At 65.3% G+C, this 14,459-nt stretch carries 16 protein-coding genes; 7 read left to right on the plus strand and 9 right to left on the minus strand.

The window, feature by feature from the left end:
* Positions 1–13 precede the first annotated feature (13 nt).
* Both JQ617_RS38850 and JQ617_RS38855 read right to left on the minus strand, forming a co-directional pair.
* Positions 14–1,594 (minus strand): sensor domain-containing diguanylate cyclase, encoded by a 1,581-nt coding sequence (locus tag JQ617_RS38850; protein ID WP_212030956.1) that lies wholly within the window; start codon positions 1,592–1,594, stop codon positions 14–16.
* Between the two features lie 177 nt (positions 1,595–1,771).
* Positions 1,772–2,644 (minus strand): hypothetical protein, encoded by an 873-nt coding sequence (locus JQ617_RS38855; protein WP_212030999.1) that lies wholly within the window; start codon positions 2,642–2,644, stop codon positions 1,772–1,774.
* 214 nt (positions 2,645–2,858) lie between these two features.
* On the opposite strand from JQ617_RS38855, the gene JQ617_RS38860 reads away from it, so the two are divergent.
* Positions 2,859–3,107, plus strand: coding sequence for a hypothetical protein (locus tag JQ617_RS38860; protein ID WP_212031000.1), 249 nt, complete (start codon positions 2,859–2,861; stop codon positions 3,105–3,107).
* 229 nt (positions 3,108–3,336) lie between these two features.
* On the opposite strand, the gene JQ617_RS38865 is transcribed toward JQ617_RS38860, so the two are convergent.
* Positions 3,337–4,272 (minus strand): alpha/beta hydrolase, encoded by a 936-nt coding sequence (locus tag JQ617_RS38865; RefSeq protein ID WP_212030957.1) that lies wholly within the window; start codon positions 4,270–4,272, stop codon positions 3,337–3,339.
* A 115-nt stretch (positions 4,273–4,387) separates the two neighbouring features.
* On the opposite strand from JQ617_RS38865, the gene JQ617_RS38870 reads away from it, so the two are divergent.
* Positions 4,388–5,275 (plus strand): branched-chain amino acid aminotransferase, encoded by an 888-nt coding sequence (locus JQ617_RS38870; protein WP_212030958.1) that lies wholly within the window; start codon positions 4,388–4,390, stop codon positions 5,273–5,275.
* 104 nt (positions 5,276–5,379) lie between these two features.
* Here the strand turns inward: JQ617_RS38870 and JQ617_RS38875 are convergent, their stop codons facing one another.
* Together JQ617_RS38875 and phaR are read right to left on the minus strand one after the other, a co-directional pair.
* On the minus strand, positions 5,380–5,997 hold the full coding sequence (locus JQ617_RS38875; RefSeq protein WP_212030959.1) for a class I SAM-dependent methyltransferase: 618 nt from the start codon (positions 5,995–5,997) through the stop codon (positions 5,380–5,382).
* A gap of 108 nt (positions 5,998–6,105) precedes the next feature.
* On the minus strand, positions 6,106–6,696 hold the full coding sequence (gene phaR, locus JQ617_RS38880) for a polyhydroxyalkanoate synthesis repressor PhaR (RefSeq protein ID WP_212030960.1): 591 nt from the start codon (positions 6,694–6,696) through the stop codon (positions 6,106–6,108).
* Between the two features lie 294 nt (positions 6,697–6,990).
* Between phaR and JQ617_RS38885 the strand changes: the two genes are divergently transcribed.
* The 4 genes from JQ617_RS38885 to JQ617_RS38900 all read left to right on the plus strand — a co-directional run bounded on the left by JQ617_RS38885 (position 6,991) and on the right by JQ617_RS38900 (position 10,436).
* Complete coding sequence (locus JQ617_RS38885; RefSeq protein WP_212030961.1) at positions 6,991–8,169, plus strand: acetyl-CoA C-acetyltransferase; 1,179 nt, start codon at positions 6,991–6,993, stop codon at positions 8,167–8,169.
* Positions 8,170–8,420: 251 nt separating this feature from the next.
* Positions 8,421–9,146: an acetoacetyl-CoA reductase gene (gene phbB / locus JQ617_RS38890; protein WP_212030962.1), complete on the plus strand. Its 726-nt coding sequence runs from the start codon at positions 8,421–8,423 to the stop codon at positions 9,144–9,146.
* A gap of 139 nt (positions 9,147–9,285) precedes the next feature.
* Positions 9,286–10,155: an aromatic amino acid exporter YddG gene (gene yddG / locus JQ617_RS38895; protein WP_212030963.1), complete on the plus strand. Its 870-nt coding sequence runs from the start codon at positions 9,286–9,288 to the stop codon at positions 10,153–10,155.
* An 8-nt stretch (positions 10,156–10,163) separates the two neighbouring features.
* Positions 10,164–10,436 carry a hypothetical protein gene (locus tag JQ617_RS38900; RefSeq protein WP_212030964.1) on the plus strand — a complete coding sequence of 91 codons (273 nt, stop codon included), beginning with the start codon at positions 10,164–10,166 and terminating at the stop codon, positions 10,434–10,436.
* Between the two features lie 7 nt (positions 10,437–10,443).
* Here JQ617_RS38900 and JQ617_RS38905 read toward each other — a convergent pair whose 3' ends face one another.
* From JQ617_RS38905 to gloB, 3 genes are all read right to left on the minus strand, one after another.
* The gene (locus JQ617_RS38905) at positions 10,444–11,124 is read right to left on the minus strand and encodes a flavin reductase family protein (protein ID WP_212031001.1); all 681 of its coding nucleotides are present in this window, start codon (positions 11,122–11,124) and stop codon (positions 10,444–10,446) included.
* 177 nt (positions 11,125–11,301) lie between these two features.
* Complete coding sequence (locus tag JQ617_RS38910) at positions 11,302–11,724, minus strand: cupin domain-containing protein (protein ID WP_212030965.1); 423 nt, start codon at positions 11,722–11,724, stop codon at positions 11,302–11,304.
* Positions 11,725–11,746: 22 nt separating this feature from the next.
* Positions 11,747–12,514 carry a hydroxyacylglutathione hydrolase gene (gene gloB, locus JQ617_RS38915; protein WP_212030966.1) on the minus strand — a complete coding sequence of 256 codons (768 nt, stop codon included), beginning with the start codon at positions 12,512–12,514 and terminating at the stop codon, positions 11,747–11,749.
* Between the two features lie 108 nt (positions 12,515–12,622).
* On the opposite strand from gloB, the gene JQ617_RS38920 reads away from it, so the two are divergent.
* A complete protein-coding gene (locus JQ617_RS38920; protein ID WP_212030967.1) occupies positions 12,623–13,369 on the plus strand; it encodes a methyltransferase domain-containing protein in 747 nt (248 codons plus the stop codon).
* 57 nt (positions 13,370–13,426) lie between these two features.
* Here JQ617_RS38920 and JQ617_RS38925 read toward each other — a convergent pair whose 3' ends face one another.
* Complete coding sequence (locus JQ617_RS38925; RefSeq protein WP_212030968.1) at positions 13,427–14,221, minus strand: DUF4167 domain-containing protein; 795 nt, start codon at positions 14,219–14,221, stop codon at positions 13,427–13,429.
* Positions 14,222–14,459 lie beyond the last annotated feature (238 nt).

A 14,459-nucleotide genomic window follows, 5' to 3' on the forward strand; every position in this document is an offset into this window, starting at 1 on the left:
CGGCCTGCTTCGATCACTCCGCCGCCTTGTCTGCCGGCGGCGAGGGTGCCCAGCCGATGCAGCGATTGCGGCCTTCGGCCTTGGCTTGGTACAGCGCGTGATCGGCCGCGCCCATCAGCGCATCGATGCCCGACATGCTGGCGGTGGCCTCCGCGATGCCGATGCTCACGGTGAGGCCGAATTGAACCTGCTCGGCAAGGACCTGCGTGCCCATCACGCGCTTGCGGATGCGTTCGGCCACCGTCCTTGCCCGGGTCAGGCTGGTCTCGGGCAGCAGGATGGCGAACTCCTCGCCGCCGAGGCGGCCGACGATGTCCGATTTGCGCTTGCCGTCGAGGCACGCGGCCGCAACCGCCTTGATGGCGGCGTCGCCCACGGCATGGCCGTAGCGATCGTTGACCGATTTGAAGTGGTCGATGTCGAGCATCAGCACCGAGACGGAGCGGTAGTAGCGCTGGAAGCGGCTCCATTCCGCCTCGAGGGTATCGAGGAAGTGCCGGCGGTTGAAGAGTCCGGTGAGCGGATCGGTGGTCGCGAGCGTCTCCAGCATCGCGGCTTTTTGCGTCAGATCGGTGATGTCGACATAGGTCAGCATGCGCCCGCCATTCGACATCGTGGTGCAGTGGGCCCGGATGCGCCGTCCGTCCGGCGTCTGCAGGTCGCGCACGTGATCGCCGGCCTTGACCTCCTCGACGCGCCGTGCCGGAAATCTGGCGAGCTCACCGGTCGGAAGATTGGGCGCGCTGGCGCGATGCAGGCGCCGCACCAGTGACGAATAGGCCGGCCGCGCAGCCGCCTCGTCTTCGCTGACCTCCCAGAACCGCCGCATCCGCCGGTTCATGAAGGCGGCGTGCAGATCGGAATCGAGCAGCAGGACGCCGTCCTGAACGTTCTCCAGCGCATCCCGCAGCAGCTTCAACTCGTCCGAGGCGCGCACGATGTCGGTGACGGGCGTATAGGTCAGCATGCGGCCGCCGTCAGGGAGCGGCGTGACCTGCACGCGCACGACGTCGCCATTGGTCCGGCGCAGGTCGATCGGCGTCGGATCTCCCGCCTCGATCGTGCGCACGCGCTGCGCCACCAGGGCATCGAGCTCGGGATCGGGCACCTCATAGGCGCCGGTGTCGCGTCCGTGGTGAAGCAGCGTAAGGATGGAGGGATTGCTGTCGGCGACCTGGTCGGGCAGGCGCCACATCTGGCGGAACGACCGGTTGATCAGGCGCGCCCTGAGGCTGGAGTCGAGCAGCACGATGCCGGTCGGCACATGATCGAGCGCGGCGCGCAGCGCCAGCATCTGGCTGCGCATCAGCGCATCGGACGAGCGTTCCCGCTCTTCGCCCGCCGCGTGCTCGCTGCCCGGCTGCTCGAAGGCGACGCCGACCTGACGGTCGGACCGCCAGATCACGCGGCAGGGCAGAATCTCGCGGCCCGCGAGCCTGAGCTGGAAGCGCTCGGGCACGCCGAGGCCGCTCTCCATCTCCAGCGTCGCGGCCTCCTCGGTCAGGCGGCGCACGACGCAATCGATCGACGACTGGCCGAAATTGAAGAAGATCTTCCCAGCAAGGAACGTCCGTTCCGAGACCAAGCGGGACATTCGCAGCCTCCAACACGAAAAGCCGGCGTAGTGTGGCGCAAGGTTCCTTGCGCCGGCGTAACGAGATCGAGGTTTTGGCAAGAGGATTAACGATCTGTTGACGCGCAGGGCGGGACAGCCCGTTTGGTCCGGTCGCAGCCGCGGCCGCGGCCTATCGAAGTTCTACCGCGAACCCGGTCAATTGCGCACCGCATAGAGCGGCGTGCGCAGGGTGAGCTGGTAGGACGGCTTCGGCATCCACGCGATCTGGGCCGTGATGCCGAACAGGCGGTTGTCGTTGTCGTCCATGCGGTCGAGGTCGAGGCGCAGCAGCGGCTGGGTGAAGGGCTCCGCCAGCGTCCGTCCAGCGAACTGCGCGCCGCCGAACGACTGCATGCCGAGCCGTCCGGTGAACTTCCAGTTGCTCGGCCATTGGTAATAGCCGCCGGCATAGAGGATCGTGTTCGGCCTGATACTGGCGAACGGGCTGGCGATGGTGGTGTAAGTATATTGCATCCCGGCCAGCCAGCCCCGCGTCTCGTCCTCGTCGAGCGCGTAGTCGAACTCCAGGATGTTGTTGAAGGAGTTCGTCATGCCCTGCTCGTTCGGCACCGACTGCGTCAGGGTCGATTGCAGCGTGATGGTCGGGATCCTGCCACCATTCTGCTGATAGAGGTCGGCCTGCACGCCGATGTTCCAACTCGTGACGTCGAACGTGGACCAGCCGCCGCCGATATCGATCGTCGAGCCCGACACGCCGCCATAGAGCGAGACGCGGTCGCTGACGTCCACGGTCAGCGGCAGGTCGACGGCGATCGATTTCGCGGCCGGCAGGCCGTTAGGCAACGTCGAGCCGCGCCGTGCCGCCAGGGCTTCGAAGGCGGCCGACAGCGAGGTGTTGCCGAAGCCGAGCCCGAGCGTGCCCGCCGGGATCATTGCATAGATGGTGCGAAGGTCGAGATAGATGTTGGGCACATCGGGCTTTGCCGACTCGTCCTCGTCCTCATCTGCGGCGAAGGCAGCGCCTGCCGATAAGGCCAGACAAAGCAATCCCATCGCGGCAGCGCGCAAGGCCGAACGACAGGACTGGCTGCGATGGGGCACGTGACGATCCGACGCGTGGCGATTTGATGGCAAAACCGTTGTTAGATGGAACGTGATCGCGCATGTGGTCAAGCGCTATCCGCAAGCGATGGACGGCATGGATGCGTGCGGCTACCCTGCCGTGATCGCACTGACACACTTGCCGGCCACGGTGCAGCCGGACCATGGAAGGACGACAGAAATGAATACGTCACGCCGCATCCTGCTCACTGGTCTGGCAGGGCTCGCTGTTGCTCCGACCGCTGCCGTCGCCTCTGTGCCGTCGGCTGAACCTGGCGAGGTGACCGTCGCGGAAGAGCGCTTCGCACGCACCATCGCAGCCGCCCATGCGCCCGACGTCACCTGTGCGCGGCAGGCCGAACGTTACGCCGACGCGCACTGGCTGGAATATGTCGTTGCAGCCAGGGCCGTGCTCTGCGCGCGCGTGTGATTGGGTCGAGGGCGTGACGCTGCTTTCTTCTCCCGTTGCGGGAGAAGGTGGCGTAGGCGGCCTTCGGCCGCCGTCCCTGAGAACGCCGATGCTTTGCTTCGGCTACGGCGCCGGATGAGGGGCTCTCACGACGCGCAAATTCGCCCGTGAGGATGGAGACCCTCACCCATCTCGCCGCTTTGCGGTGATCCACCCTCTCCCGCAAGGGGAGAGGGCAAGTCAGAGCGTCTCACTTCTCCACGGCCCGCCGCACCTGCTCGCCGATCTGCGACAGCACAAGCTGTGCCTGGGGCAGGATCGCGCCCATGGCGTGGAAATTGTGGACCATGCCGTCATGGCAGACGTGCTCGACGGCAACGCCTGCGGTGAGCAGCTTGCGCGCATAGGCGTTGCCCTCGTCGCGCATCGGGTCGAACTCGGCGGTGTGGATGATCGCCGTCGGCAGGCCGGCGAGGCGCGTCGCACGCAGCGGTGAGATGCGGGGATCGGCCGCATCGATGTCGCCGGGCAGGTAGTCGGCGAGATCGGCTTCGATCGTGACGCGATCGATCAGATGCCCTTCCGCGAATTCCTCGCGCGAGGGCGAGGTCTCCTCGAAATCCAGCACCGGGCAGATCAGGCATTGCGCCACGATGGAGAGGCCGGCGTTCTGCGCCGCTTCCTGGCACACGATCGCCGCCAACGTGGCACCGGCGGAATCGCCGCCGACCACCAGCCGTTCCGCATCGATGCCGAGCGAAGGCGCCTCGCGCGCGACCCATTCGGTCGCGGCGATCGCATCGTCCACGGCGGCCGGGAATTTATGCTCGGGCGCGAGGCGGTAATCGACCGAGACGAGGCGGCAGCCGGTCGCATGCGCGAGCGCGGCGGCGATGCGGTCATGCGTGGCAATGCTGCCAGCGACGAGGCCGCCGCCGTGAAAGAACACGAAGCCCGGCGTGCGCTCGCCGGCAGAGGCGGGTGAGTAGAGCCGGTAGGGAAGCTCTCCGCCGGGGCCGGGCAGCATGCCGTCGGACGCCGTCACGTCGGGCGCTTCAGTGCGTGCGAACTGCATCAGCTTGGCCAGCGATTGCCGCCGCGCCTCGACGCTCGGCCGGCTGCGTGCTTGCGGCCCAGCCGCCGCCATCATGGTCAACAAACGCTTTGCAAGCGGATCGAGCGGCATCTGCTTCCTTCTCCCTTGAGGGAAAAGGTAGTCTACCTCTTCTGCGCAGGGAATCATTTAGAAGTTCCACCAATAGTGGCGCTATAATGCGACATCGTGCCAAGGGAGACCGGTCATGGCCGAGATCAGAAAGCCGATCGAATATTCACCGAGCTGGACCTTCTTCGAAGGCAAATGGCATGACGGCAATGTGCCGATCATGGGGCCGCGGACGCATGCGGCCTGGCTCGGCTCGGTCGTGTTCGACGGCGCCCGTGCGTTCGAGGGCGTCGCGCCCGATCTCGACCGTCACGTTGCCCGCACCAATCAATCCGCGATCAGCTTTGGCCTGAAGCCGGTGGTCGATGCCGGCACCTGGCTCGCGCTTGCAAACGAAGGCATCGCGCGTTTCGCCGCGAATGCCGAGCTCTATATCCGCCCGATGTACTGGGCGCAGAGCGGGTTGGGCGGCGGCGTGCTGTTCGATCCTGACTCGACCAATTGGTGTCTGTGCATCTACGAGGCGCCGATACCGAAACCCGTCGGCAACGCCATCACGCTGTCGCCGTTCCGCAGGCCAACGACCGAATGTGCGCCGGTCGAAGCGAAGGCCGCCTGTCTCTATCCGAACAATTCGCGCGCGCTGGCCGAGGCGGCCTCGCGCGGTTTCCAGAACGCGCTGATGCTCGACATGCTCGGCAACGTCGCCGAGTTCGGCAATTCCAACGTGTTCATGGCCAAGGACGGCGTGGTGTTCACGCCGGTGCCGAACGGCACCTTCCTGAACGGCATCACGCGCCAGCGCGTCATCAGCCTGCTTCGCGGCGACGGCGTCACCGTGGTCGAGAGGACGCTGCGCTATGCCGACTTCCTCGCCGCCGACGAGATTTTCTCTTCCGGCAATTTCGCCAAGGTCGCGCCGGTGATCCGCATCGACGAGCGCGAGCTGAAGCCGGGCCCGTTCTACACCAGGGCACGCAAGCTCTATTGGGACTTCGCGCACGCGGTGAAGCTGGCGGCTTGATCGGCACTTTCCGTCGTCATGCCCGGGCTTGTCCCGGGCATCCACGTTCTTCCTTGTGCGCGGTGGCGCGTGGATGGCCGGGACAAGCCCGGCCATGACGAGAGCTACTTCTGTCTCCGAAACCGGCTGAATTGAAACGCCTGCGTCGAATCCCACGGCGTGCGGTGCATCTCGCTCCGCGTCTCGACCAGCTCGAAATCCGGCCCGAGCTCCGCGGCCAGGCTCGCGCTGTCATGGCGCTGCACCGGCAGGCCGCTGCATTTCTCCGGACCGTCGGGTGCAAACGTCGCGATGATGATTTGCCCGCCACGGGCGACCGCTGACCGCAGGCGTTCGACGTAAGCCATCCTGTCCTGCGGATCGGTCAGGAAGTGAAACGCCGCGCGGTCGTGCCAGACATCGTAGGTTTTCGCCGGCCGCCATGTCGTGGCGTCGGCGACGATCCAGTCGACCTTTGAAGCGGCCGGGCCGATTCGTTTCCTTGCCGCCTCGAGCGCGTTGGCGGAGAGATCCAGCACCGCGACATCGCGGTAGCCGTCCTGCAGCAGCGTATCGACCAGCCGCGAGGCGCCGCCGCCGATATCGATGATGGCAGCGCTATGATCGGGCGCGGCTGCGCGGATCAGGTCGAGCGAGATGGTCGGACTGTCCTGAAACCAGCTGACCTCGGCCTCGCCTTTCGTGGCGTAGACGTTCTGCCAATGCGTGGTGCGGTCGGACATGGCGGCTCCGGCTCCGGCCGGAAACGGCAGCGCGCGGGCGGCGCGCCACCGGGATCAAGTGGCAATTCGCGCGCCCGCAGGTGCGGACGCGCCGGCGCGAACGGAGGATTACTCCTCCTTCTTCGACATGCGCTCGAGGCGCTCCTGCATGTCCTTCATCTGCTGCCGCAGGTCGTCGATGTTGCTGTCCTTCGGGGCCTCGGCGCTGGCGTCGGGCTCCGGCTCGGCGCCTGCCGTCGGGCGGGGCGCGGCGAACGGCTTGAACATCGAGAAGGTCTGCTGGAACAGCTCCATGTTGCGGCGGACCTGCTCCTCCAGCGGCGCGAAGGGCGTGCCGGACAGCGTGTTGGCGATCTGCTTGCGGAACTTCTCCTGCTCCTGGGTCAGCGTCGCGATCGACTGCTCCAGATACTTCGGCACCACCATCTGCATGCTGTCGCCGTAGAAGCGGATCAGCTGGCGCAGGAAGGTGGTCGGGAGCAGGTTCTGGCCGGCCTTGTTCTCCTGCTCGAAGATGATCTGGGCCAGCACGGAGCGGGTGATGTCGTCGCCTGTCTTGGCGTCGTAGACCAGGAAGTCTTCGCCATCCTTGACCATGGCGGCGAGGTCTTCCAGCGTCACGTATGTACTCGTTCCGGTGTTATAGAGCCGGCGGTTCGCGTATTTCTTGATCGTGGTGGGTTGGTCTGATTTCGCCATGGGCTCTCACTTGCAAACGCTGAGAACGGGAACCCGGCGGGCTATGCCGCAGGGCGGGAAGAGTACGCAACGCAACAAAATAAGCATTTTCAAAGGGCTCACGCTACCGTTTTGTGCGCCACGGTTAATTGCACAGCAAAAACGTGCTTGCGAAAGCGCCAAGAACACTATTTTGAATGCGCTGCGGCATTGACATGGTTCAATGACGTTAACAGGATGCCGAACGAGACTGACGGGCCATTTGAAGTGCCCGCCTGCCCCTTTCTTCAGAACCTCAAGCCCCAGGAGATGCCCATGTCAGACGATGTCGTCATCGTCAGCGCCGCCCGCACCCCGGTCGGAAGCTTCAACGGAGCGTTCGCGACCCTCCCCGCCCATGACCTCGGCGCCGTCGCCATCAAGGCTGCGCTGGAGCGCGGTGGCATCGAGCCCGGCCGGGTCTCGGAAGTCATCATGGGTCAGATCCTGACCGCCGCCCAGGGTCAGAACCCGGCCCGCCAGGCCTCGATCGCCGCCGGCATTCCGGTGGAGAGCCCGGCCTGGGGCGTCAACCAGCTTTGCGGCTCGGGTCTGCGCACGGTCGCACTCGGCTACCAGGCGCTGCTCAACGGCGATTCCGAGATCGTGGTCGCCGGCGGCCAGGAATCCATGAGCATGGCCCCGCACGCCCAGTACCTGCGCGGCGGCGTCAAGATGGGCGCGCTCGAATTCGTCGACACCATGATCAAGGACGGCCTGTGGGATGCCTTCAACGGCTACCACATGGGCAACACCGCCGAGAACGTTGCGCGGCAGTGGCAGATCACCCGCGCCCAGCAGGACGAGTTCGCGGTCGCCTCGCAGCAGAAGGCCGAGGCCGCGCAGAAGGCCGGCAAGTTCAACGACGAGATCGTGCCCGTCACCATCAAGACCCGCAAGGGTGACGTCGTTGTCAGCGCCGACGAATATCCGCGTCATGGTGCGACCCTCGACGCGATGGCCAAGCTCCGTCCCGCCTTCGAGAAGGATGGCACGGTCACCGCCGGCTCTGCCTCGGGCATCAATGACGGCGCAGCCGCCGTGGTGCTGATGACCGCCAAGCAGGCGGCCAAGGAAGGCAAGAAGCCGCTCGCGCGCATCGTGTCCTGGGCACAGGCCGGCGTCGATCCGAAGATCATGGGCTCGGGCCCGATCCCGGCCTCGCGTGCCGCGTTGAAGAAGGCCGGCTGGAACGTCGGCGATCTCGATCTGATCGAGGCCAACGAGGCCTTCGCGGCGCAGGCCTGCGCCGTCAACAAGGACCTCGGCTGGGATACCTCGAAGGTCAACGTCAACGGCGGTGCGATCGCGATCGGCCATCCGGTCGGCGCCTCCGGCGCGCGTGTGCTGGTGACGCTGCTGCACGAGATGCAGAAGCGCGATGCGAAGAAGGGCCTGGCCACGCTGTGCATCGGCGGCGGCATGGGTATCGCGATGTGTCTGGCGCGCGACTGAAGGTCGCTGACATGAAGCTGACGCGTGCGCCGCACACCTGATTGAGTGCGTTGCACGCGACTAAAAAGGCGGCGGTTGCAAATCAAATATTCTTCGCAAGCGCGCAACGCTCGATTAAAGACAAACGCCCGGCTCACGCCGGGCGTTTTGTTCTTGATGTCCGTCAAACGTCCCGCATAATCCACGACTAAAAACGATCACTCAGAAACGTCCGAAGAGTCCAAGGAAGAGTCCAAGGGAAGGAATACGATATGGCACGTGTTGCACTGGTGACGGGTGGTACGCGGGGCATCGGAGCTGCGATCAGCAAGGCGCTGAAGGCGGCCGGCTACAAGGTCGCGGCAAGCTATGCCGGCAACGATGCGGCGGCGGAGAAGTTCAAGGCCGAGACCGGCATCGCCGTCTTCAAATGGGACGTCAGCAATTTCGACGCCTGCGCCGAAGGCGTGAAGAAGGTCGAGGCCGAGGTCGGCCCGGTCGACGTGCTCGTCAACAATGCCGGCATCACCAAGGACGGTGCCTTCCACAAGATGAGCCTCGAGCAATGGAATGCCGTGATCGGCACCAATCTCGGCTCGCTGTTCAACATGTCGCGCCAGGTCATCGAGGGCATGCGCGGGCGCAAGTTCGGCCGCATCATCAACATCTCCTCGATCAACGGCCAGAAGGGACAGTTCGGCCAGGTGAACTATTCCGCGGCGAAGGCCGGCGAGATCGGCTTCACCAAGGCCCTGGCGCTGGAGAACGCCAAGGGCGGGGTCACCGTGAACGCGATCTGCCCGGGCTACATCAACACCGAGATGGTGCAGGCGGTGCCAAAGGACGTGCTGGAAAAGGCCATCCTGCCGCTCATCCCGATCGGCCGTCTCGGCGAGCCCGAGGAGATCGCGCGCGCGGTCGTGTTCCTCGCCGCGGATGAGGCCGGCGCCATCACCGGCTCGACGCTGACGGTCAACGGCGGCCAGTACATGGTGTGATGCGCAGGCATCAGGTGCGCCGATATCGGTAAAGTCGTCATGCCCGGGCTTGTCCCGGGCATCCACGGCCTTAAAACAACCGTCGCCACGGAAGAACGTGGATGGCCGGGACGAGCCCGGCCATGACGGACATTGGCCGATGACTCCCCGCACCGCGACGCTGATCGGATTGACCGCAATCCTGATGTGGTCGCTGCTCTCAGTGATGACGGTTGCGACCGGAAAGATCCCGGCGTTCCAGCTCGCGGCGATGACGTTCGCGATCGGCGGTCTCGTCGGCCTGCTCACCTGGATCGGCCGCGGCGACGCCGCCAAGAGCCTGCGCCAGCCGCTTGTCGTCTGGCTCGTCGGCGTCGGCGGCCTGTTCGGCTATCACGCGCTGTACTTCCTCGCGCTGCGCTTCGCGCCGCCGGCCGAAGCAGGCCTTCTGAACTACATGTGGCCGCTCTTGATCGTGCTGTTCTCGTCCTTCCTGCCGGGCGAGCGGCTCGCCATGCATCACATCATCGGTGCCGTGCTCGGCCTCATCGGCACGGTGCTGCTGTTCGCCGGCAACACCAGCGGCTTTGAGCCCGGCGCCGTGCCGGGACTGATCGCGGCCTTCATCGCCGCCTTCGTGTGGGCGGCCTATTCGGTGCTGTCGCGCCGGCTCAAGGCGGTGCCGACCGATGCGGTCGCGGGCTTCTGCCTCGCCACCTCGGCGCTCGCGGCGCTGATGCACGGTCTGCTGGAAACCACCGTGTGGCCGGAGACCATGTTGCAATGGCTCTCCGTGATCGCGCTCGGCATCGGGCCCGTCGGCGCCGCCTTCTACGCCTGGGACATCGGCATGAAGCGCGGCGACATCCGCGTGCTCGGCGCCGCCTCCTATGCGACGCCGCTGCTGTCGACCGGCTTCCTCATCGCCGCGGGCTTTGCCAAAGCCAGCGCCAACATCGCCATCGCCGCGATCCTGATCGCCGGCGGCGGCCTGATCGCGGCGAAGGACATGGTGCTGCGGAAGCGATGATTCGCTCATTGGCCATGGCGCTGATCTTGACCGTGATGGTCGCGGGTCCGGGCGTCGTCGCGCAAGCCGGCGCGAATCCCGAGACGTTCAAGGGCACGCATCGGAACGAGCGTGTGAATGGCCGGCCCCAGACAGTCACGGTCACCGATGGACAATCCTACGTCCAGCTGACGGAGGAGGAATACAGGGCCGGCGGGTACCGGCCGGCCTATGATGCGCTTCCGACGAGGATCGTGCGTCGCATACCCCTGCGGAAGTCCATCCCGGCCGACCAGGATTGAGCCGCGGCTAGAGCGCCGGCTGCCAGCCCGGCGGCCGGTACATCGCTTCGGGAATCTGTCCGAGCTCGGAGCGCTGCAGGCGCTGCGGCGTCAGGCCGTAGAATTCCTGGAAGCTGAGAATCAGCGGACGCCATTTGTCGGGATCGATCCGGTTGGGTGCGCCCTCCATCATGATGTGAGGGTGCGCATGCACGCGAGTGATGCGGACCTCGATCGCAGCGAGATTGCCGCGCCAGACCTTATCGTCCTGTGCCATCTCATGCACATGGGCGACCTTCGCTTCCATCTGCACCGCGCACTCGGCCGCGCGCGGAGCGTTGACCGTCTCGCCCGGCAGTGCCGTGAGGCCGCTGAGGCCGAACTTGTCCTTCTCGTGCCGGTAGCCGCGATAAAGTTTTCCGGGTGGCACCGGATCTGATCCCGTCGTGCGGGCGAGGCGATCGACCGCCGCGACGAGGTCGGCCGACGGCAGATTGAGCACGCATTCGCCGGTGCGAATCATGTTCTCGGTGGTCTTGGAATTGCGGGCGAGCCCGAGCATGCAGCGCCATCCCACCCACCACGCCGACGACATCGGCGCGAGATTGTGCGAGCCGTCCTCATTGGTCGATCCGATCAGGACGACGGGCGTTCCGAAATACAGGATGGCGGGGTCGATCTGGACCGCGGGGTTGAATGTTCCGTGCATCATGCGCTCCTCTTGATTGGGAGCGTTGTCCTAGAGCGGGAAGCAGATCGGACCCACCCGATTCCGGATTGCGGATCTAGAGCATGATCCGGAAAAGTGCGAAGCGGTTTTCCGAAAAGATCATGCGCAAGCAACAACCTAAAGCGCGATGACGACTCATCCAAATCTCATCACGCCTTAGGGCTCCCAGCCGTTCGGTGCGAGCTCGAACTTCGCGAACTCGAACGCCGGCGCCACCGTGCAGCCGACCAGCGTCCAGTCGCCGGTGCTCTCCGCCATCTGCCAGGCATTCGCCGGCACGATGGCCTGCGGCCGCTCGCCGCCGATCAGGTCGGTGCCGAGCCGCACCTCGTGCTGCGAGCAGCCCTCATGGGCGATGCGCAGCGTCAGGGGACTGCCGGCGTAATAGTGCCAGCTCTCGACCGCATCGATGCGATGCCAGTGCGAGCGTTCGCCGCGCGCGAGCAGGAAATAGATCAGCGTCGAACGCGAGCGCCCGTTGGTATCAGTGGTCTGGTCGCGAAACGTCTCGCGATAGTGCCCGCCTTCGGGATGCGGGCGGAGTTCGAGGCGTGCGATGATCTCGGCGGCGGTCGGCATCGATCCTCGTCAGGATTTTTCTTCAGGATTTGTTTTTGCGCTCGCGGAGTTCGCCGAATACCGCGGCGGCATCCGCGCCCTTCATGTGCAGCCTGGCTGCAATCGAGGGCTCATCGGCGCGCAGGAACACGTTCGCCCGCTTCTCGTCGCCAAGCAGCACGGGAATGGTCGGCTTGTTCTCCGCCCGCAGCCTCGTCACCTCCGCCGCGCGCGCCTGCAGCGCGGCATTGTCGGGGTCGATGGTGATGGCGAATTTGACGTTGGACGCGGTATATTCGTGACCGCAATAGAGATTGAAGTCGTCGGGCAGGGCGCGCAGCTTCAGCAGCGAATCCCACATCATCGGATAGGTACCCTCGAACACGCGGCCGCAGCCGATCGAGAACAGCGTGTCGGCGGCGAACACGGCCTTCTCATTGTCGAATACGTAGGAGATGTGGTCGAGCGTATGGCCGGGCGTCTCCACGACGCGTGCCAGCAGATTGCCGATCCTGACCACGTCGGCATTGGCGACGCGCAAATCGACATTGGCGATCTTCGCCGACTTGTCGTGCGGCGCGACGACGCGGCAATTGTATTTCTGCTTGAGCTCGGCGACGCCGCCGACATGATCGCCGTGATGATGGGTGATCAGGATGTCGGTGAGCTGCCAGCCCTCGCGCTCCAGCGCCTTCAGGATGGGACCGGCCTCCGGCGCGTCGACCGACGCCGTCGCCTTGGTTTCCACATCGTGGATCAGATAACCGAAATTATCGTTTAAACAGCTGAAAGTACGAATTTCGGCGGCCATGTCATCTCCATCGGGCTCAGCCCCGCCAGACAAATATGGCGTTAACGTTGCGCAGGCAATGCAATATTCCGCGCGCAGGCGTGCCCTCGCGCATGTTACATTGCCGTCATGACCATCGACGTCGTCGACCTCCGCGAGTTCTATTCCCGCCGCCTCGGCATCGTGGCGCGGCAGATGATCAACCGCGGCATCCGGGAACGCTGGCCGGGTGCCGAGGGCCAGCGCGTGCTCGGCATCGGCTATCCCACGCCCTATCTGGGGTTGTTCCGCGAGGATGCCGAGCGCTGCATCGCCTTCATGCCGGCGGCCCAGGGCGTGCTGAAATGGCCGACGGGGCGGCCGGCGCTGGCCTCGCTGGTGGACGAGTTCTCGCTGCCGCTTCCGGACGCCGCGGTCGACCGCATCCTGCTGGTCCACGCGCTGGAGATGTCGGACGATCCGGCCGCGCTGCTGCGCGAGGTGTGGCGGGTGCTGTCCGCCTCCGGCCGCGTCATGGCGGTGATTCCGAACAGGCGCGGCGTATGGACCCGCACCGACAGCACGCCGTTCGGTCATGGCCGGCCCTATTCGCGCTCACAGATCACCGACCTGTTGCGCCAGACCTGGTTCACGCCGACCGCCTGGGGCGAGGCGCTGTTCATGCCGCCTTATGCCGGCGGCTGGGTGCTGAAATCGGCGCAGATGTGGGAGCGTGCCGGCGCGGCGCTGTCGCTGCCGTTTGCCGGCGTCCATATCGTCGAGGCCACCAAGCAGGTCTATCGCGCGATCCCCGCCAAGCGCGAGCGGGCGCGGCTGATTCCCTCGCTGGCCAAGCCCGTGCTGGTGCCGTCCTCGACGACGGCGACACGCAGCTGAAACGAATCGTCCCGGCGCGAGGCCGGGACGATACAGCTCGGAAAATCGAAAAGAGGCTTACTCGCTCGGCGCGAGATCGTCGCCGGACGCCGCCGGAGCGGCCTCGCGTTCGGGGCGCGGGCCATGCGGCCGGCGCCGCCGGCGCGGAAAGCGCTCGCCGCCACCGCCGCCCTCGAAATTGCCTTGGGCGCCATTCGTGCCGACATTCACTTGCGGCTGCGCGCCGGTGATGAAGGAGGGCAGGCGATCGACGCCGCCGGCCTCGGCGATGACGGGCTGCGGCTGGTTCGCGGGTTGCGGTTGCGGCTGATATTGCGGCTGAGCGCGGTGATCGCGTTCGCGATGCTCGCGCGGCTGCTGATTGTCGCGCTGATAGGGCTGCTGATTGTCGCGCGGCTGGTGATCACGCTGGTGATGATCGCGCTGGCCGTCGCGGTCGCGCATGAAGGGCTGCTGTTGCTGCGGCGGCTGCGGAACGAAGCCCGGCTCTTGGCCGAATGCCGAGAAATTCTCGCCGTCGTCCTCGCTGTCGTCGCCGCTGGTGTTGCTGATCGGCTCGTCGCCGCGCGGCTGCTGGTTCTGGCGGAACTGCTCCTGGGCCGCCGCGATCAGGCGGAAATAGTGCTCGGCATGCTGGTAGTAGTTCTCGGCCGCAACGGGGTCGCCGGAGGAGCGCGCATCGCGCGCGAGCTGCAGATACTTTTCGGCGATATGCGAAGCCGTGCCGCGGATCTTGATATCGGGACCGTTGGACTCGTAGACCCGGGTCATCGGGTTCTGGCCGCGCCGGTTATTGTTGTTGTTATTGTTGTTGCGGTTGCGCATCCGCTGCTTGTTCTGACCGTTTCTCATGTCCTGCCTTTAATTCCAGCCCTAAAGGTTGCACGCATTACTGATTGCTGAGACTGACCTGATGACAACGGTTCACAGTGCTCGCACGCACCGCGCGTGAGAGCGGGTTGAACCCTGCCAATGTTCGTCGACCGTCGCGTTCAACAAAGACGCGTTCCCCACCCGCCAGCATTGATTGCCAGCGAACCCATTCATTTCGCCTGCCGAAACAAGCCCAGCTTTCTTGCGTAAGTGTTCA

The sequence above is a fragment of the Bradyrhizobium sp. KB893862 SZCCT0404 genome, assembly GCF_018130885.1.
Classification (GTDB): Bacteria; Pseudomonadota; Alphaproteobacteria; order Rhizobiales; family Xanthobacteraceae; genus Bradyrhizobium; species Bradyrhizobium stylosanthis.

What these genes read in the sequence shown, in the direction of transcription:
- JQ617_RS38850 (WP_212030956.1), bottom strand. Translation starts at nt 1,594, where the DNA reads ATGTCCCGCTTGGTCTCGGAACGGACGTTCCTTGCTGGGAAGATCTTC.
- JQ617_RS38860 (WP_212031000.1), top strand. Translation starts at nt 2,859, where the DNA reads ATGAATACGTCACGCCGCATCCTGCTCACTGGTCTGGCAGGGCTCGCT.
- JQ617_RS38865 (WP_212030957.1), bottom strand. Translation starts at nt 4,272, where the DNA reads ATGCCGCTCGATCCGCTTGCAAAGCGTTTGTTGACCATGATGGCGGCG.
- JQ617_RS38870 (WP_212030958.1), top strand. Translation starts at nt 4,388, where the DNA reads ATGGCCGAGATCAGAAAGCCGATCGAATATTCACCGAGCTGGACCTTC.
- JQ617_RS38875 (WP_212030959.1), bottom strand. Translation starts at nt 5,997, where the DNA reads ATGTCCGACCGCACCACGCATTGGCAGAACGTCTACGCCACGAAAGGC.
- phaR (WP_212030960.1), bottom strand. Translation starts at nt 6,696, where the DNA reads ATGGCGAAATCAGACCAACCCACCACGATCAAGAAATACGCGAACCGC.
- JQ617_RS38885 (WP_212030961.1), top strand. Translation starts at nt 6,991, where the DNA reads ATGTCAGACGATGTCGTCATCGTCAGCGCCGCCCGCACCCCGGTCGGA.
- phbB (WP_212030962.1), top strand. Translation starts at nt 8,421, where the DNA reads ATGGCACGTGTTGCACTGGTGACGGGTGGTACGCGGGGCATCGGAGCT.
- yddG (WP_212030963.1), top strand. Translation starts at nt 9,286, where the DNA reads ATGACTCCCCGCACCGCGACGCTGATCGGATTGACCGCAATCCTGATG.
- JQ617_RS38905 (WP_212031001.1), bottom strand. Translation starts at nt 11,124, where the DNA reads ATGCACGGAACATTCAACCCCGCGGTCCAGATCGACCCCGCCATCCTG.
- JQ617_RS38910 (WP_212030965.1), bottom strand. Translation starts at nt 11,724, where the DNA reads ATGCCGACCGCCGCCGAGATCATCGCACGCCTCGAACTCCGCCCGCAT.
- gloB (WP_212030966.1), bottom strand. Translation starts at nt 12,514, where the DNA reads ATGGCCGCCGAAATTCGTACTTTCAGCTGTTTAAACGATAATTTCGGT.
- JQ617_RS38920 (WP_212030967.1), top strand. Translation starts at nt 12,623, where the DNA reads ATGACCATCGACGTCGTCGACCTCCGCGAGTTCTATTCCCGCCGCCTC.
- JQ617_RS38925 (WP_212030968.1), bottom strand. Translation starts at nt 14,221, where the DNA reads ATGAGAAACGGTCAGAACAAGCAGCGGATGCGCAACCGCAACAACAAT.